This window comes from Methylosoma difficile, assembly GCF_054657615.1.
In genome coordinates this window covers 772,900-788,622 of record NZ_BAAHYJ010000001.1, presented here as the reverse complement: position 1 = coordinate 788,622, position 15,723 = coordinate 772,900, and the positions used below count along the sequence as shown (strand labels likewise).

At 50.7% G+C, this 15,723-nt stretch carries 16 protein-coding genes; 10 read left to right on the top strand and 6 right to left on the bottom strand.

Going from position 1 to position 15,723, the window contains the following annotated elements; translation table 11 throughout:
• Nucleotides 1-89: 89 nt before the first annotated feature.
• Entirely contained in the window at nucleotides 90-680 is a 591-nt protein-coding gene (locus tag ACYQ1O_RS03850) for a hypothetical protein (protein WP_459990313.1), read from the top strand.
• 71 nt (nucleotides 681-751) lie between these two features.
• On the opposite strand, the gene ACYQ1O_RS03845 is transcribed toward ACYQ1O_RS03850, so the two are convergent.
• Nucleotides 752-1,090: a c-type cytochrome gene (locus tag ACYQ1O_RS03845; RefSeq protein WP_459990312.1), complete on the bottom strand. Its 339-nt coding sequence runs from the start codon at nucleotides 1,088-1,090 to the stop codon at nucleotides 752-754.
• Between the two features lie 248 nt (nucleotides 1,091-1,338).
• Between ACYQ1O_RS03845 and ssb the strand changes: the two genes are divergently transcribed.
• From ssb to ACYQ1O_RS03820, 5 genes are all read left to right on the top strand, one after another.
• Entirely contained in the window at nucleotides 1,339-1,839 is a 501-nt protein-coding gene (ssb, locus tag ACYQ1O_RS03840) for a single-stranded DNA-binding protein (RefSeq protein ID WP_459990311.1), read from the top strand.
• 62 nt (nucleotides 1,840-1,901) lie between these two features.
• Nucleotides 1,902-2,675 carry a tetratricopeptide repeat protein gene (locus tag ACYQ1O_RS03835; RefSeq protein WP_459990310.1) on the top strand — a complete coding sequence of 258 codons (774 nt, stop codon included), beginning with the start codon at nucleotides 1,902-1,904 and terminating at the stop codon, nucleotides 2,673-2,675.
• A 17-nt stretch (nucleotides 2,676-2,692) separates the two neighbouring features.
• Nucleotides 2,693-3,625: a 50S ribosomal protein L3 N(5)-glutamine methyltransferase gene (gene prmB / locus ACYQ1O_RS03830; protein ID WP_459990309.1), complete on the top strand. Its 933-nt coding sequence runs from the start codon at nucleotides 2,693-2,695 to the stop codon at nucleotides 3,623-3,625.
• A gap of 2 nt (nucleotides 3,626-3,627) precedes the next feature.
• Nucleotides 3,628-4,716, top strand: coding sequence for a chorismate synthase (aroC, locus tag ACYQ1O_RS03825; RefSeq protein ID WP_459990308.1), 1,089 nt, complete (start codon nucleotides 3,628-3,630; stop codon nucleotides 4,714-4,716).
• A gap of 98 nt (nucleotides 4,717-4,814) precedes the next feature.
• Nucleotides 4,815-5,351, top strand: coding sequence for a copper resistance protein NlpE (locus tag ACYQ1O_RS03820; RefSeq protein ID WP_459990307.1), 537 nt, complete (start codon nucleotides 4,815-4,817; stop codon nucleotides 5,349-5,351).
• Nucleotides 5,352-5,509: 158 nt separating this feature from the next.
• On the opposite strand, the gene cysG is transcribed toward ACYQ1O_RS03820, so the two are convergent.
• Complete coding sequence (gene cysG, locus ACYQ1O_RS03815; protein WP_459990306.1) at nucleotides 5,510-6,901, bottom strand: siroheme synthase CysG; 1,392 nt, start codon at nucleotides 6,899-6,901, stop codon at nucleotides 5,510-5,512.
• A gap of 78 nt (nucleotides 6,902-6,979) precedes the next feature.
• Between cysG and ACYQ1O_RS03810 the strand changes: the two genes are divergently transcribed.
• Nucleotides 6,980-7,210, top strand: coding sequence for a sulfurtransferase TusA family protein (locus ACYQ1O_RS03810; protein WP_459990305.1), 231 nt, complete (start codon nucleotides 6,980-6,982; stop codon nucleotides 7,208-7,210).
• Between the two features lie 58 nt (nucleotides 7,211-7,268).
• Complete coding sequence (locus ACYQ1O_RS03805; protein ID WP_459990304.1) at nucleotides 7,269-7,610, top strand: hypothetical protein; 342 nt, start codon at nucleotides 7,269-7,271, stop codon at nucleotides 7,608-7,610.
• On the opposite strand, the gene ACYQ1O_RS03800 is transcribed toward ACYQ1O_RS03805, so the two are convergent.
• Complete coding sequence (locus ACYQ1O_RS03800) at nucleotides 7,611-9,230, bottom strand: NAD(P)/FAD-dependent oxidoreductase (RefSeq protein WP_459990303.1); 1,620 nt, start codon at nucleotides 9,228-9,230, stop codon at nucleotides 7,611-7,613.
• Nucleotides 9,231-9,479: 249 nt separating this feature from the next.
• Between ACYQ1O_RS03800 and ACYQ1O_RS03795 the strand changes: the two genes are divergently transcribed.
• Nucleotides 9,480-10,724: an HlyC/CorC family transporter gene (locus tag ACYQ1O_RS03795; RefSeq protein WP_459990631.1), complete on the top strand. Its 1,245-nt coding sequence runs from the start codon at nucleotides 9,480-9,482 to the stop codon at nucleotides 10,722-10,724.
• A gap of 124 nt (nucleotides 10,725-10,848) precedes the next feature.
• Nucleotides 10,849-11,484 carry an FHA domain-containing protein gene (locus ACYQ1O_RS03790; protein WP_459990302.1) on the top strand — a complete coding sequence of 212 codons (636 nt, stop codon included), beginning with the start codon at nucleotides 10,849-10,851 and terminating at the stop codon, nucleotides 11,482-11,484.
• 151 nt (nucleotides 11,485-11,635) lie between these two features.
• On the opposite strand, the gene ACYQ1O_RS03785 is transcribed toward ACYQ1O_RS03790, so the two are convergent.
• The 3 genes from ACYQ1O_RS03785 to ACYQ1O_RS03775 all read right to left on the bottom strand — a co-directional run bounded on the left by ACYQ1O_RS03785 (nucleotide 11,636) and on the right by ACYQ1O_RS03775 (nucleotide 15,716).
• The gene (locus ACYQ1O_RS03785) at nucleotides 11,636-12,490 is read right to left on the bottom strand and encodes a symmetrical bis(5'-nucleosyl)-tetraphosphatase (protein WP_459990301.1); all 855 of its coding nucleotides are present in this window, start codon (nucleotides 12,488-12,490) and stop codon (nucleotides 11,636-11,638) included.
• Nucleotides 12,490-12,867 (bottom strand): Co2+/Mg2+ efflux protein ApaG, encoded by a 378-nt coding sequence (apaG, locus tag ACYQ1O_RS03780; RefSeq protein ID WP_459990300.1) that lies wholly within the window; start codon nucleotides 12,865-12,867, stop codon nucleotides 12,490-12,492. Before apaG ends, ACYQ1O_RS03785 begins: the two co-directional genes overlap by 1 nt.
• 104 nt (nucleotides 12,868-12,971) lie before the next feature.
• Nucleotides 12,972-15,716 (bottom strand): Hsp70 family protein, encoded by a 2,745-nt coding sequence (locus ACYQ1O_RS03775; protein ID WP_459990299.1) that lies wholly within the window; start codon nucleotides 15,714-15,716, stop codon nucleotides 12,972-12,974.
• Nucleotides 15,717-15,723: the final 7 nt, after the last annotated feature.

Below are 15,723 nucleotides of genomic sequence, written 5' to 3'. Positions count from 1 at the left end.
TTTTTTAGCTTGTATAATTGCTGGTCAGGTAATCAAGCATAATAACAAAGTCCTGCCACGCACTTCTCTGGTGCAAGAGGAAGTATCCCATGAGCGATAGCGACAATAAAAAAACTGGAATCATCGTCCTGCACCCTGTGCCGCCCCACCAGGCATTGGCAAAAAGCAGTCGCTGGCGGCTACGCTTGGTAATACTGATGATGAGCCTGATGGTGGTGACAGGCTTCTGGTTGATGCCTTCCAAACGTTTTTTTGACAGCTACGCCAGCATCGCTGCCCTAGAAGCCCAAAGCCAATCGCCACAAAGCCTATCTGCCGAAGTGGCAACCCTGAAAGGCCAATTGGTGGGTATCGTCAGCGGTTCTATTGAAAGCAAACTCAGCACTTTAGAACAAAGCCTGCGTACCGGCGCGGTCAACACTTCGTTAGGTGCCATCCAAGATTTAAAAAATGATGTCAAACTGCTGCGTAGCTATTCAGCCGCAGAACCCAGCCAACAAACCAGCAACAACATTGGCAACCAACAGCTAATAGAAGAAATGTCACACTTGAAGCGGTTGATTTATCTGACCATCGCCTCTTGTGGCTTAATGCTGGCGGCTTTTACCGGCATTTGGCTCAGAAACTTAAAAAAACTGCCTTACCAAGAAAAAATCACCCGTTTTTTGGGTAGACCCTAAAAATCCAAGCCATAAAAAAGCCGCGCCAGATAGTTATCTGGCGCGGCTTTTTTGTAGCAAAATTTTGAAACTTATTTAGTTTCCAAATAATGGTACAACGCGTCAACCGCTTGGTCTTCGCCGTAGCCCGCTTTTTCAACGGCTTTGTTTTTCATGATTTCTTCAACCGCTTTTGGCATGCCGCCTCTGCCTTCTTTCAGAACTTGTTCAAATTTAGCTCTGTCCAATTGGCCTGCTTTAATTAAAGCAGTCAATTGTGGGTTTGAAGCGATGTCATGGCAAGTGCCACAACCGCGACCAAATGCGCGTTCATAGATTTTTTTGCCGATTTCGATTTGCTCGTCAGCCATTGCTTGTCCGCACAAAGCGATCAGAGCAATACTTGCTGCTGCGATGATTGTTTTTTTCATAGAGACCTCTCTTGGTGTTAAAAAAGAACTGCATCTTGGTTAAAAACGCAGCCCGACTAAAAGTTAAACTGATAAAGAATATGGAATTTGCACAGAAAATTCAACGAATTTATTTCAATACTTCGAGTTTTGACCTGCTGGCAATTATCTTTTCTCTTGCCAAGGCAACACCGTCCGCATTTGCGCCTTAGCTATAGCCGTGATTGAAAAAATGTTATAGTCATCAGTAAACGAAATCAGGAGAACACATGCTTAATAAAGTCACGCTAATCGGTAATCTGGGCGCAGACCCTGAAGTACGCTACATGCCCACCGGCGGTGCTGTTGCCAACATTACCTTGGCAACCACTATGCGCTGGAAAGACCGGCAAACAGGTGACCGTAAGGAAGCAACCGAATGGCATCGTATTGTGCTGTACAACCGTTTGGCGGAAATTGCTGGCGAATATCTAAAAAAAGGCCGCCAAGTCTACATTGAAGGCCGCTTACAGACCCGCAAATGGCAAGATAAGGACGGTCAAGACCGCTACACTACAGAAATTGTCGCCAATGAACTGCACATGCTCGGCAACCGCACCGGCGGCACCTCGGAGTTTTCCGGCACAGAACAACCCCAAGGCAACTACGCCGCAGCACCTACCCGCAGCGCGCCCGCTCCGCAGCACAGCCAGGCATCCGCTTACCCAACCGGAAACATGCCGCCACCGCCGCCGAACTATGATGACTTCGATGACGACATTCCGTTTTAATAACGTCCGACAACAACCTAACAAAGACCTGCTGCAACCAGCGGTTGCCATAATAAGAAGCCATGACAATGTCCACCCAGCGAATTTTGCTTTTCTGCACACTCACCTCCAGCCTGCTGAGCGGATGTGCCAGCTTATTTGACCGCCAAGACCCCGCGCCCGTCTACCAAGGCGGTCAAACCGTTTATACTGAGCCAGCACCCATTGCTGCGCCTACACCAGAGCCACCCCCAACGCCGCAAGAATCTAACGGCGTGCAAACTCAAGCACTAGAAATACCTGCCGAACCGACGCTTTCGCCCATAGAAATCCCACAGGAACCCCAACAAGCTGCTGAGCAGGTATTGCCGACCATACCGGACATTGCACCCGGCACTGCAACCACAGAACCACCAGCAACCGGCACACCCGAACAAGGCCAATTACCCACACCAACAACCGAACCGCAACCGGTTATTGCCCCTCCGCCACCTCCACCGCCCATGGCGTTTGAGCCGTTGCAATCATTTGCCCCCTCCTCGCCAGCGGTGGGTGCGTTAATGATTGCCGCCAACAAAGACAGCCAAAAAGGCAATAACGAAGCGGCAACCGCCACCATCGAACGCGCCATTCGGATTGAACCGCGCAATGCCGCCCTGTACTACAAACTGGCGGTCATCAAGCTGGACCAATCCAAACCGCGTTTAGCTGAAGACTTGGCGAAAAAAGCCCTGTCGCTCACCGGTAAAGACAATGCATTGAAAAAGCATTGTTGGCTGCTGATCGCCAAAGCCCGCGACTTACAAAAAAATACTGCTGGCGCCAAAGAAGCCAAAGACAAAGCTGACAAACTCTAAACTTTAGACTGCAACCTATGAACTCAACCACTTCTGACGTGATTAGCACGTTAAACACCCTGCGCGATTACATCCGCTGGGGCGCCAGCCGCTTTAAGCAGGCGCAAATCGCCTTCGGGCATGGCACCGCCACGCCCTTGGACGAAGCCGCCGCACTGGTCTTGCACACCGTTTACCAGCCTTACAATTTAGCGGACGCTTACCTGGACACCGTGCTGACCTTAGACGAACGCCAAGCCGTTATCGACATCATCGAGCAACGCATCCGGCAACGCGTTCCCGCTGCCTACCTGACCAACGAAGCCATTTTTGCCGGCTTGTCTTTTTATGTTGACGAACGCGTATTAGTGCCCAGATCGCCGATTGCCGAGCTGATCGAACAACGTTTTGCGCCTTGGGTGGACGAAAACCAAGTTGAATGGATTTTAGACTTATGCACCGGCAGCGCCTGCATTGCCATCGCCTGCGCCTATGCTTTTCCAAATGCGATGGTCGATGCCGTGGACTTGTCTGCCGATGCGTTAGCGGTCGCAGAAATCAACGTCGATAAACACCAATTGGCAGACTCCGTCACCCTCTACTCATCGGACTTGTTTGCCGAACTGGAAGACCAGCAATACGACATTATCGTCAGCAATCCGCCTTACGTCAGCGTCGCCGAATGGCAACAACTGCCTGCCGAGTTTTTGGCCGAGCCGGAAATGGGCTTTAAAGGCGGCGAATCGGGCTTGGATTTAGTCATCCGCATCCTCGTGCAAGCCATCAACCATTTGACCGACCAAGGTATCTTAATTGTTGAAGTGGGCAGCAGCGCGCAAACCTTGCAAGACACCTTCCCCGATGTGCCATTCTATTGGCTGGAATTTGAACGCGGCGGCGACGGCGTATTTTTGCTGACTGCCGAACAAGTGCAGGATTATCACGATTTATTTTTAGCAGCTTTAGGTTAATTATGTCTGGAAACACCATCGGAAAATTATTCACCGTCACCTCATTTGGCGAAAGCCACGGACCAGCTATTGGCTGCATCGTCGATGGTTGCCCTCCCGGCATGGATCTGTGCGAAGAAGATTTACAACACGACTTGGACCGCCGCAAGCCCGGCACTTCGCGCCACACCACCCAACGCCGCGAAGACGATGTCGTGAAAATCCTCTCCGGCGTGTTCGAAGGCAAAACAACCGGCACACCGATTGCGTTGTTGATTGAAAACACCGACCAACGCTCAAAAGACTATTCCAAAATTGCCGACAGCTTCCGTCCCGGTCATGCCGATCTGACTTACCAGCAAAAATACGGCTTTCGCGATTATCGCGGCGGCGGACGCTCTTCGGCACGGGAAACCGCCATGCGCGTCGCTGCTGGCGGCATTGCCAAAAAATATCTGAAAGAAATCGCTGGCGTGGAAGTGCGCGGTTACTTATCGCAACTGGGACCGATTAAGATTGAAAAACTCGATTGGAGCATCATCGACAGCAACCCGTTTTTCTGCCCCGATGCCGATAAAGTGCCGCAAATGGAAGCGTACATGGACGCCTTACGCAAAGAAGGTGAATCCATTGGCGCGCGTATTGAAGTGGTCGCCAGCAATGTTCCCGCCGGCTTGGGCGAACCGATTTTCGACCGTTTGGATGCCGAATTGGCCTATGCGCTGATGAGCATCAACGCCGTTAAAGGTGTGGAAATTGGCGACGGCTTTGCCTGCATCGACACCAAAGGCACCAAATTCCGCGATGAAATCACCCCCGAAGGTTTTTTAAGCAACCACGCGGGCGGCATTTTGGGCGGCATCTCCAGCGGGCAAGACATCCGCGCCAGCATCGCTTTAAAACCCACCTCCAGCTTGCGTTTGCCAGGCAAAAGCATCAACCGCTTTGGCGAAGCCATTGACGTCATCACCGAAGGCCGCCACGACCCTTGCGTCGGCATACGCGCCACACCGATTGCCGAGGCGATGGTGGCGATTGTGCTGGTGGACCATTTGCTGCGCCATCGGGGGCAAAATTACGGCGTGGACGCGGGCTTGCCGGTGTTGCGTTAAGTTTAAATATTGACGCTGGCAAGATTGCTGTTACCCTTGCCAGAGGTCTTTACCAAACGATACCGAACAACCTGAACGACCGATACAAGAGGGCTTCCATGCAATTATTACAACAAAAATTAAAACAAACGGTTACATTCTTACTTTACGGCGCGTTGCTGTCTTCATCCTTATCTGCCTTAGCGGCCTCGTCGGATATGGAAATGAAAGAAAAATTACTGCAAGCCCGCGCCCAGCACCATCAGGAAAAGATGGATCACAGCCAGCATATACCCATCGACAAGAACAAGGATTTTCATGGCGTGTTTTACGGTTACCTGCCCTGTGCCGACTGCAATGGCATTAAGACCACTTTGTCATTAAAACAAAACAACCTGTATTTGCTGGTAACGCAATACGCCAGGGACTCATCACGAGAGCTGTACGAAAAAGGCAAATACACGTGGGATGATGAAAAACGCGTGCTGGTGCTGACGCCCCGCAAAGACGGCGCAATCAAACAGTACCGCATTGATGATGAAGGCACGATTGTGCAGCTGAACAGCAATGGCACGCCCATGCCTAAAGATATGGAAGACGAATACACCTTGAAAAGAAGCGATATGGTGAAAGGCCGCGAAGTGCATATCCACTAAACAGCTTTTGCCTGCGGCTTCCAAAATACTGCCGCTTTCAAAGAGGCAATCGAAATAGAAGTTAAGCCGTTCGTGGTGAGCTTGTCAAACCATGAATGGCTTAACTTGACGGCATTAAACCAAAAACCCGCCAAAATCTCAGAAATACCCGACAAGCCTTAGCTTGCTTCGCCCTGAAACCAATTCAACTTTTCATGCAGCGTCACCACCGTACCGATAATTATCAAGGTGGGCGCTTTCACTTCTTGTGCCGCAACCAAACTTGGCAAAGTAGTCAATGTGCCGGTGATGACACGCTGGTGCGTAGTTGTACCTTGCTGCACTAAAGCAATCGGCAAATCCTTTGGGCTTCCATGGGCTATCAACGCTTGGCAGATTTTTTCCAAACCCACCAAGCCCATGTACACCACAACCGTTTGGTTGGGCGCTGCCAGTTGCGTCCAATTTAAATTGATGTCGTCATTTTTAAGATGACCGGTAACGAAAATGCACGATTGTGCGTGGTCGCGGTGCGTCAGCGGAATACCGGCATAACTGGCGCAACCCGATGCTGCCGTAATGCCTGGCACAACCTGAAAAGCAATGCCTTGTTGCATTAAGGTTTCAATCTCTTCGCCGCCGCGCCCAAAAATAAACGGATCGCCGCCTTTTAAACGCACTACGCGTTTACCGGCTTTGGCAAGGTCCGCCAACAGTTGGTTGATGTTTTCTTGCGCCAAGGTATGGTTTTGACGTTGTTTGCCGACATAGATTTTTTCCGAATCGCGGCGCGCCAAATCTAAAATTTCCGGTGACACCAAGTGGTCGTAAACCACCACATCGGCTTGCTGCATCAGACGCAAAGCACGGAAGGTCAACAAATCGGGCGCACCGGGACCTGCGCCAATCAGATAGACTTCGCCATTGTTGACATTGGCTTGGTGCTGCGCCAATTTGGCCTGCAATTGTTGTTCGGCTTGCTGTTCGTTTCCAGCAAAAACCAATTCAGCCACCGCGCCTTGCAGGATGTTTTCCCAAAAAATACGCCGTTGTGCCGGTTCGGCAATGGTGTTTTTTACCGCTGGGCGGAATTTTTCGGCAAGCTGGGCCAAACGCCCGTAGCTGGGAGGGATGATGCTTTCCAGCTTGGCGCGCAGCAATCTAGCCAAAACTGGCGCCGCACCGCCGGAAGTAACGGCAGCAATAATCGGCGAACGGTCAACAATCGCCGGAAAAATAAAACTGCATAACGCCGGACTATCAACCACGTTGACCAGAATATCGCGCTGTTTGGCGCTGTCCGCCACCAAGCAGTTGGTTTCATCGTTGTCGGTGGCGGAAATGACCAACTTGAAACCTTGCACATCGTCAGGCACAAAAGCTTTGTGCAAAATGGACAGCCGATGTTGATGTTGAATCTTTAAAACTGGGACTTTCACTTCCTTGGCAATCACCGTGATGTCCGCCCCTGCCCTCGCCAACAAGTCGATTTTACGTGCGGCAATCTCGCCCGCGCCCACCACAAGGCAAGCTTGGCCTTGCAGTTTTACAAAAATTGGGAAATATTCCATAGCTGAGGCAATACGTAGATTTTATAAGGGGTGTTATTATAAGCATTTGCTACAACGTTAAGAAAACCGTATCGCAACATGATTGAATTTAGTCTGGAAGTCGATGCCAGCGGCTTGAATTGCCCTTTGCCGCTGCTGCGTCTGAAAAAAGCTTTAATGGAAGTAAAAAGCGGCGATGTTGTCAAAGTCATCGCCACCGATCCGGCAGCGCATTTGGATTTTGGCGTTTATGTCGAACAAACCGGCCACACCATGGTCGATTTGCTTAAACAAGAAAGCGTACAAATTTTTTATGTCCGCAAAAAATAAGCGGCGTTGCTTTCCTCGTGACACCCTTTCTACCTAATGATTTTAAGGAATAACTGATATGAACGCATTTTTACTGTCTTTTCTATCGCCGCGCCGCGCTTTACCGGTTTTAGCCTTATCTGGCATGTTGCTGACGTCAGGCTGTATGACCGTTGGACATCCATTCCCGTCCGGTCAAGTTTCCTCCATCCGCATCGGCGAAACCAGCCAAAACGACATCTTCACCACCTTTGGCACGCCTTATCGGACAGGTATTGATAACGGTTTTAAAACCTGGACGTATGGTGATTACAGCTACAGCATGCTCAATGACAGCAGCAGCGAAGATTTGGTGATTAAATTCGACAAACGTGGCGTAGTGTCTTCCTTTACTTACAACACCAGCAAACGCTCGAAATAATCAGTTTTTCGGCGACTTGCCCATTATTGCCAAGGCCACCGCTTCGGCTACACGGATTCCATCCACTGCCGCCGACAAAATCCCCCCCGCATAACCCGCGCCTTCACCCGCCGGATACAAACCACGGGTGTTGAGGCTTTGCAGATTATCGTCGTTGCGTTTGATGCGGATAGGCGACGAAGTGCGGGTTTCCACACCGGTCAAAACGGCATCGTGCATGGCAAAACCTTTGATTTTTTTATCGAAGGCAGGTAAAGCCTCACGGATGGCGGTAATCGCGTAATCGGGTAAGGCGGTGCTTAAGTCGCCTAGCGTCACCCCTGGCGTGTACGAAGGCAAGACACTGCCCAACGCGGTTGATGGCTTTTGGGCGAGAAAATCGCCCACCAATTGCCCAGGCGCTTGGTAAGTTTCGCCACCTAGCAAAAACGCTTGCCTTTCCCATTGCCGCTGCAAGTCAATACCTGCCAAGGGATGGCCTGGGTAGTCTTGTTCGGGGCTGATGCCGACTACAATACCGCTGTTGGCGTTGCGCTCGTTACGGGAATACTGGCTCATGCCGTTAGTGACCACATGCCCCGCTTCCGAAGTAGCCGCCACCACTGTGCCGCCCGGACACATACAAAAGCTGTACACCGAGCGCCCGTTTTGGCAATGATGCACCAGCTTATAATCGGCCGCGCCCAACAGGGGATGACCGGCATAATCGCCAAACATGCAGCGGTCTATTAGCGATTGTGGGTGTTCTATCCGAAAACCGACCGAAAACGGTTTGGCTTCAATATAAACACCGCTTTCGTAAAGCATTTTAAAGGTGTCGCGCGCGCTATGCCCAACCGCCAACACCACATGTTGGCTGTGCAGCGTTTCGCCGTTCGCCAGCACCACGCCTTCGACTTGCCCGTTGTTGAGCGCCAATTGCTCTACACGTTGCTGAAAACGGATTTCGCCACCCAATGATTCAATGGTCGCGCGCATTTGTTCCACCATTGACACCAGCCTGAACGTGCCGATATGCGGTTTGCTGACCCAAAGGATTTCTTCGGGCGCACCGGCTTTGACGAATTCAGTCAGCACTTTACGTCCATAATGTTTAGGGTCGCCGATACGGGTGTACAGCTTACCGTCCGAAAACGTACCCGCGCCGCCTTCGCCAAACTGCACGTTTGATTCAGGATTGAACACGCTTTTGCGCCACAAACCGAAGGTGTCTTTGGTTCGCTCGCGCACTTCTTTGCCACGTTCGAGAATAACTGGCTTGAAGCCCATTTCGGCAAGCAGCAAACCGGCAAACAATCCGCACGGCCCCAAACCAATCACGATGGGCCGCTGCGGGAGATTTTCCGGCGCACGGGCAACCTGTTGGTATTGGGTTTCAGGCGTAATATTGATATGGGGGTCGCCTGCAAACTTGTCCAAAACGGCTTGCTGATTTTTTACCTGCACATCGAGCGTATAAACCAGCAAAATCGCCGCACGTTTGCGGGCGTCGTGGCCTTGGCGGAACACCGCATAGCTGATGAAATCGTCAGGATTGATCGCCAAACGGCTCACCACAGCGGTAATCAGTTCCGCTTCGGTATGCGCCAAAGGCAGTTTAAATTCGGTAATTCTTAGCATGTTTAGGCAGGTAAAAAGCTTGATGCGGTTAATGGATAGGCTTATCGCAAACGGGTCAGCTATTTTACCTGAACCGCCAAGCGGGCGTTAGTTGGCGCGCATGGGCTTGGCCTCCTTTTATGGGAAGCGGTTTGTTAGCCTTTGCAGCACGCGCCAAGTCTCAAAACCGCCTATTCCTGCTTGACAAAAAATCTGCATCATAGAAACTACAGGTGTTTTCACAAAAAAGGAGTGGTTTTTTTGAACGATATGCCCATCGGTATGCTATTTGGCATACTTGCCGTCATGTTGGTTTTGTCGGCGTTTTTCTCCGGCTCAGAATCGGCGCTGATGACTTTAAGCCGTTATCGCTTAAGGCATTTGGCAAACAATAAACATGCCGGCGCCATTAAGGCCAAGCACATCCTACAAAAGCCCGACCGGCTCCTGGGGCTGATCTTATTGGGCAATAATTTTGTCAACAACTTGGCAGCCGCCATCACCACCGTCATCGCCCTTAAATTCTATGCCGACGACCACATGATGGTTGCCGCAGCAATTGGGCTGCTTACCCTTATCATGCTGGTTTTTTCCGAGGCCACACCAAAAACCCTAGCCGCCGCCAAACCGGAATTGTTAGCTTTTCCCGCCGCGTGGATCTACTCGCCGCTACTTAAAGTTTTCTACCCACTGATTTGGTTAGTTAATGGTTTTGTCAGCTTGCTCTTGCGTTTATTTAGCGTAAACCTGAAAAAAAACCGCCAAGATTTTATCAATATTGAAGAATTCCAAGGCATTCTTAACGAAACTGAACAGTTTCTGCCTGCACGCTATCAGAACATGCTGCAAGGCATTCTTGATTTGGAATCCGCCACTGTCGAAGACATTATGACTCCGCGCCATGAAATTATTGGCATTGATTTGGAAGCATCAATTGAAGACATTATTACCGACATTAAAACCAGCCCACACACGCAACTGGTTGCTTATAAAAATAATATCGACAAAATTGTCGGCTTTTTACACCTTAGGAACGTCTTGGTTTTGCTAGAACAAGTCCATTTTGACAAACATGCACTTATGGAGTTGATTTCCAAACCGGTCTATATCCCCGAACACACACCCGTCTACACGCAAATGCTGCGTTTTAGCAACGACAAAAGCCGCATTGGCTTGGTTGTTGATGAATACGGCGATGTGCAAGGCCTTGTCACCTTAGACGATTTACTACAGGAAATTGCTGGCGGCCTGCTGAGCGATGACTTAAACAGTATAAAAAAACAAAGCGACGGCAGCTTGTTGGTCGATGCCAACATTACCGTCAGGGAATTAAACCGGCTAACCCATTGGTCTTTACCCACTAATGGCCCGAAAACCCTAAACGGCCTCATCATTGAGTTTATGGAAACTATTCCGAAGGCAGGTACCAGTATTAAGCTGCATGGACACCCTTTAGAAATTGTGAAACACGATGATAACACGGTAAAACTGGTAAAATTTTTACCGGCAAAATAGCAACATTAACAAAGAAATTAGCAGCAAGGTTTGGTTTTTTAGCAATAAGCCCCTTAACCTATTGGATTACCGGCAATACCGTCTATAATAGCCCCATCAATTCTGTTAATTCTGTGTTATCCCAATGCCTAAGCTGACTGTATTTTTTAAATATAAAGCTATCGACTCTTATCTGTTTGATAATGGTTTGGTTCAGATTGGTAGCGACGAAACGAACCACCTTAGAATAGAGAGTCTAGCCGTTGCCCCCTTTCATGCCGCGATTACTTACAGTGACGGAATAAACTCCATTAAGCAGATGGACGAAAACTTTCCGCTTTTAGTTAATGGAAAACCTGTAAATGAAACCGTCCTTAATGATAACGACAAAATTAATCTGGGTAAGCATGAATTGCTGTTCCACTCAACAGAGTCTTTCAGCAGCCTCATTGAAGAAAATAGAAACATTCAAACCAAGCCAACAGTAACCCAAATGGAATCAGAAAACACTGGCCACATCGGCAATGCAGGTCTGCAAGTAATGAGCGGTGCCAATATTGGCAAGTTATTGCCTTTAAAGAAAGCCATGACCCGCATCGGCAACAGCGGTAGCGGTGTGGTTGTGATCGCCAGAAGAAAAGATGGTTATTTTGTCTCCGCCTTGGAAAACTCAGAAAGTATTTCCGTCAACAAACAACCCATCAACGACGGATTCCTCAGGCTTAATAACAATGATGTACTCCATATAGGCACAACCTCTTTGCAATTTTTCTTTAGCTAATCTGCGCTTCGCTTTTCTAACAAAGCACGGCCTTTAAAAGGCAAGAAAGTGTTCGCATTAGCCATCAAAAATCCTGCTTATCCTTAAAAAAACGGCTTGGGAATATCGCCCAAGCCGTTTTTTTTGCCGCAACACACCTAATTTTACTTTCCTAAGCGTCAGAAAACGGCCTTTCTTGTGGAATTTTTTCGTTTTTTTTTGAACAAGGGCAATCGATACTAATTCGCTGTGGCTCTTTGTCCAGCCTTAGTGCCGTCAACTGTCCGCCCCACAGACAACCGGTGTCGATACCATAGCAATTATGGCCTTCGTAATAACCCAAGGTTGACCAATGCCCAAACACCACGCGCATTTCAGCATTTTTACGGTTGGGAACGTCAAACCAAGGCAATAGATTTTTTGGCTGGCTGCCAACCGGGCCATTGTTGTTGAAATCCATACGCCCATCGACATCACAATAGCGCATGCGGGTGAAGGTATTGATGATAAAGCGCAAACGCGCTACACCGCGTAAATCATCCGTCCATTGGCTAGGCTTATTGCCATACATTTGTTGCAGAAAAGTACGGTAGTCGGAGCCACGCAATGTTTCCTCCGCCAAAGCCGCCATTTTTTTGGTCAACTCAAAATCCCATTGCGGCGGCAAACCGGCATGCAACAAACAGTACTCGTCGTTGTAATGGAACAGCGGCCTAAACCGCAGCCATTCAATCAGCTCATCACAATCAGGTGCAATCAACACTTGATTGAGGTCATTTTTTTTATCGGCAACTTTTTGTGTACACGAAGCCGCCAGCAAATGCATATCATGATTGCCTAACACCATCACAGCCGCATCACCCAATCCTTTGACAAAACGCAACGCATCCAACGATTTGGGGCCACGGTTAACCAAATCGCCCGCTATCCACAACACATCGTTGTGTTCGTTAAAGTCAATGGCATCCAAAAGCCGACGTAAATCGTCATAACAGCCTTGAATATCGCCGATTGCGTAAATCGCCATTAGTGCAGGGTTCTGGGAATGGATAAGGTGAATTTAGGAATGGCGGCGGAAAAGCTCTCGCCTTCGTCAGAACGCATCAGATAAATGCCTTGCATCGTACCAACAGCCGTGTCGATGATTGCGCCACTGGTGTAACTGAACGATTCGCCCGGACGCAAATAAGGTTGCTCGCCAACCACGCCTTCACCACGGACTTCTTGAGTTTTGCCATTGGAATCAACAATCACCCAATGCCGCGACAACAGTTTGGCAGGAATTTGACCTGCATTCGTAATGGTAATCGTATAGGCGAACACGAAGCGGCCTTGCGCGGGCATGGATTGCTCGGCAATATACTCTGGCTCGGCTTCGACGATGATGTTATTTTTTTCGCTCATTTCTTCAGCTACTGGAAAGTTAATGCATTATTTCAACGTAACTTGCCAGTAAACGCAAGCGGCTATTCACGCCCATCAAGGCATTACCGCTAGCTGTGCCAGCATCAAATCAACTTCAAACCCGGCGGCAACGCTTCGCCAAAAATTTGCTTCTCTTCTTTTTCGTCCAGCACTTTCACTTGCTCGACCATGTCCAGCCACGATTGCGGGGCTTTGCTGAGTTTCAGCTTGTCCAGCACTTGCTGGCGTAGCGCGTCATCAATATCGCGGTCGCGGTCGCCGCTCATACGGGCGATGAGCGTGGCGGCAAAGCTGGCGTGGAGATTTTTCCGCCAATCTTCGCGTAATAGCTGTTGTAGCCAAACAGCGGCATTTTGGGCATCGACAACATTATGGCTGCTGCCATGGAACGGCATCCTGGCACCAATTCGCCCGACCGCCCACCAGCTTTGTTCAGGTTCGCTAACTTTTTCCAAGCGTTTCAGCAGCCATTCCCCCAATTGGATTTTCTTGGCAACCGGCAAGCGTTCCAGCACCGCCGCCAAGCGCACCATGTCATCGTAGCTGCGCGTTTTCAGTTGTTTGGCGACATTGGCTTGCCGTGCCGCCGCCGGGTTGATGAATTTACTAATGTCATCGAACAATTGCTCTTGCGCTTCAGCACTTAAGCCACCGGCAATGCGCCGCCAGAGCGTCCACCATTCGCTCCAGTTTTGGGTTTCATTGACGAACTGCAAGCCTTGCGGATAGGTTTTCCACAGTTGTTCAACGCGCCAATCATCCAACGGGTAACCGAAGCCAGGACGTAAACAAAAGCCCGTCAAGCTCAGCCAGATGCGTTCGTGGTTGTCGGAGCGGCGGCGGTATTTCAGACCGTCCAACAAGGCTGCAAACAAGGCGCGCACCAACGGTATCGACCATTGGCTACGCTCAGCTCCCAAGAGTTTTTCCAATTCGGCACGCAAGTTTTTAACCGCTTTGGGGTCGATTTGCTTGGATTTTGCGCCAAACACGGCGGTAATTTTCTCCACCGCTGCGGCAAATTGCGGTGGCAGACTGACATCGGCGGGTACATTGCCCAAAGCTTTTTTGCGGATTTGGAATTCGACGTTCCAGCGCTGCTGTTCAGGCTGGTCAACGGCGACGCATTCCATTTTTAAGGTACCGACTTCAGTATGCGTAACCGCCAATTGCACAATGGCTTCGGCGTGGTCGCCAAGGCCGGTAAACGCGACCGCCAGCGGCGGCAAGGCATGGAAGGCATCGGTAATGTCAACGACATCGCCAGCTTTGAAATCGCTGTCGCCGCTGTTGGAGGCCAAATGGAAACGCACCGGCTGCCCCAAACGCAAAGCAAAGCGGCGGTCTTTTAGCAGCACTTCGTCGCCCTCTTCGCTGCCTTTGGGCAAAATGCAGATGCCTTGTTGTTGCGCAGGATTGTCGGTATCGACCAGCAGAAAATAGCTGCGCGCCGAACCGCCGCCGATTTTGAGCTTTTTCTCGCGGCGGTTAATGGCATAACTGACCGCACCAAACGCCACCGCCAATTCGGGATGTTGGTTGTCCAACAAGACTGGCGGGCGTTCGCCCCAATTTGCCAACAAGGCGACCGCGCGTTGGCTAATCGGCTGGCTGCGGAACACGCCGCCGTTCAGCAACAAGCCGTCAGGAACGATGCTGTCGGTTTTCAGCGCATCCCGCGCGGCTTGTCCGTGGCGCTGCAAAAACGCGGCGATATGCTTGCTGATAGCGGGTTCCGCTGCGTATGGCAAGCCAAATTCAACCACGCCGCTGCGTTTTTTATCAGGCAATTCATTCAAACCTGAGAACGGGAAGAAGCCGTCCAAAGCAATATTGCGGACTTCATCGCGGCTGAGCAGCACGGTACGGGCATTGCCGAACAGCCGCGAACCGCCGCCCAGCAAGGTCACGCTCAGCTGTTCCGGTGCGTCATCTGCCAGCAGACGTTCTTTGGCGATGCGGCATTGTTCTAACAATTGCGACAATTCCGCCGCCGACAAACGTTTGTCCGGCTCGCCCAAACGGCTTTCCGCCAGATGCGCCAACGCTAAGTCGATGTTATCGCCGCCGAGCATGAGATGGTCGCCAACGCCAATTCGGGTCAATCGGGGTTCGCCTTCGTTATGCTCAACTTTAATCAGCGTGAAGTCGGTGGTGCCGCCGCCGACATCGCAAACCAGCAGCAAATGCACGTCTGCCAAGGCTTGCCTGATGTTGCCCGCATAACGGCGCAGCCAGTCGTAACACACGGCTTGCGGCTCTTCCAGCAGGCGCACTTGCGGCAAGCCCGCCAGACGCGCAGCTTCTAAGGTGAGTGAACGCGCCGCTTCGTCAAACGAAGCCGGTACAGTGATGACAATGTCTTGCGCTTCCAACGGCGCATCGGGGAACTGATGCCGCCACACGGTACGGATATGCGCCAAATAGCTGGCACTGGCAACAATCGGTGAAACTTTGGCGACATCCTCGCCCGCTCCCCACGGCAAAATATCGGCACCATGGTCAACCGACGGATGCGACAACCAGCTTTTTGCGCTGGTGACAAAACGGCCTTTGCTTTTTGCGCCCAACAAGCGCGCCGCTTCGCCGATGACGGCCTCAGCACCGGCGGGTGAGAAGCTGACATCGTCGTCCGACAATTCACCGGCTGCCGGATGGTAACGCACCGAGGGCAGCAAAGGGCGTGCGGCGACTTGTCCTGGGGCGATGAGCTGTTCGATAGGGAACAGTTTGATCGCCTGTTGGCTGGGGTCGATAGGGCTGTAGGCAACGACGGTGTGGGTGGTGCCAAGGTCGATGCCGACGAGATAGCGGGGTTGTGTTTGCACGGGGATG

Excerpts from the sequence above, each read along its gene's own strand:
- ACYQ1O_RS03850 (WP_459990313.1), top strand. The coding sequence starts at position 90 with ATGAGCGATAGCGACAATAAAAAAACTGGAATCATCGTCCTGCACCCT.
- ACYQ1O_RS03845 (WP_459990312.1), bottom strand. The coding sequence starts at position 1,090 with ATGAAAAAAACAATCATCGCAGCAGCAAGTATTGCTCTGATCGCTTTG.
- ssb (WP_459990311.1), top strand. The coding sequence starts at position 1,339 with ATGCTTAATAAAGTCACGCTAATCGGTAATCTGGGCGCAGACCCTGAA.
- ACYQ1O_RS03835 (WP_459990310.1), top strand. The coding sequence starts at position 1,902 with ATGACAATGTCCACCCAGCGAATTTTGCTTTTCTGCACACTCACCTCC.
- prmB (WP_459990309.1), top strand. The coding sequence starts at position 2,693 with ATGAACTCAACCACTTCTGACGTGATTAGCACGTTAAACACCCTGCGC.
- aroC (WP_459990308.1), top strand. The coding sequence starts at position 3,628 with ATGTCTGGAAACACCATCGGAAAATTATTCACCGTCACCTCATTTGGC.
- ACYQ1O_RS03820 (WP_459990307.1), top strand. The coding sequence starts at position 4,815 with ATGCAATTATTACAACAAAAATTAAAACAAACGGTTACATTCTTACTT.
- cysG (WP_459990306.1), bottom strand. The coding sequence starts at position 6,901 with ATGGAATATTTCCCAATTTTTGTAAAACTGCAAGGCCAAGCTTGCCTT.
- ACYQ1O_RS03810 (WP_459990305.1), top strand. The coding sequence starts at position 6,980 with ATGATTGAATTTAGTCTGGAAGTCGATGCCAGCGGCTTGAATTGCCCT.
- ACYQ1O_RS03805 (WP_459990304.1), top strand. The coding sequence starts at position 7,269 with ATGAACGCATTTTTACTGTCTTTTCTATCGCCGCGCCGCGCTTTACCG.
- ACYQ1O_RS03800 (WP_459990303.1), bottom strand. The coding sequence starts at position 9,230 with ATGCTAAGAATTACCGAATTTAAACTGCCTTTGGCGCATACCGAAGCG.
- ACYQ1O_RS03795 (WP_459990631.1), top strand. The coding sequence starts at position 9,480 with ATGCCCATCGGTATGCTATTTGGCATACTTGCCGTCATGTTGGTTTTG.
- ACYQ1O_RS03790 (WP_459990302.1), top strand. The coding sequence starts at position 10,849 with ATGCCTAAGCTGACTGTATTTTTTAAATATAAAGCTATCGACTCTTAT.
- ACYQ1O_RS03785 (WP_459990301.1), bottom strand. The coding sequence starts at position 12,490 with ATGGCGATTTACGCAATCGGCGATATTCAAGGCTGTTATGACGATTTA.
- apaG (WP_459990300.1), bottom strand. The coding sequence starts at position 12,867 with ATGAGCGAAAAAAATAACATCATCGTCGAAGCCGAGCCAGAGTATATT.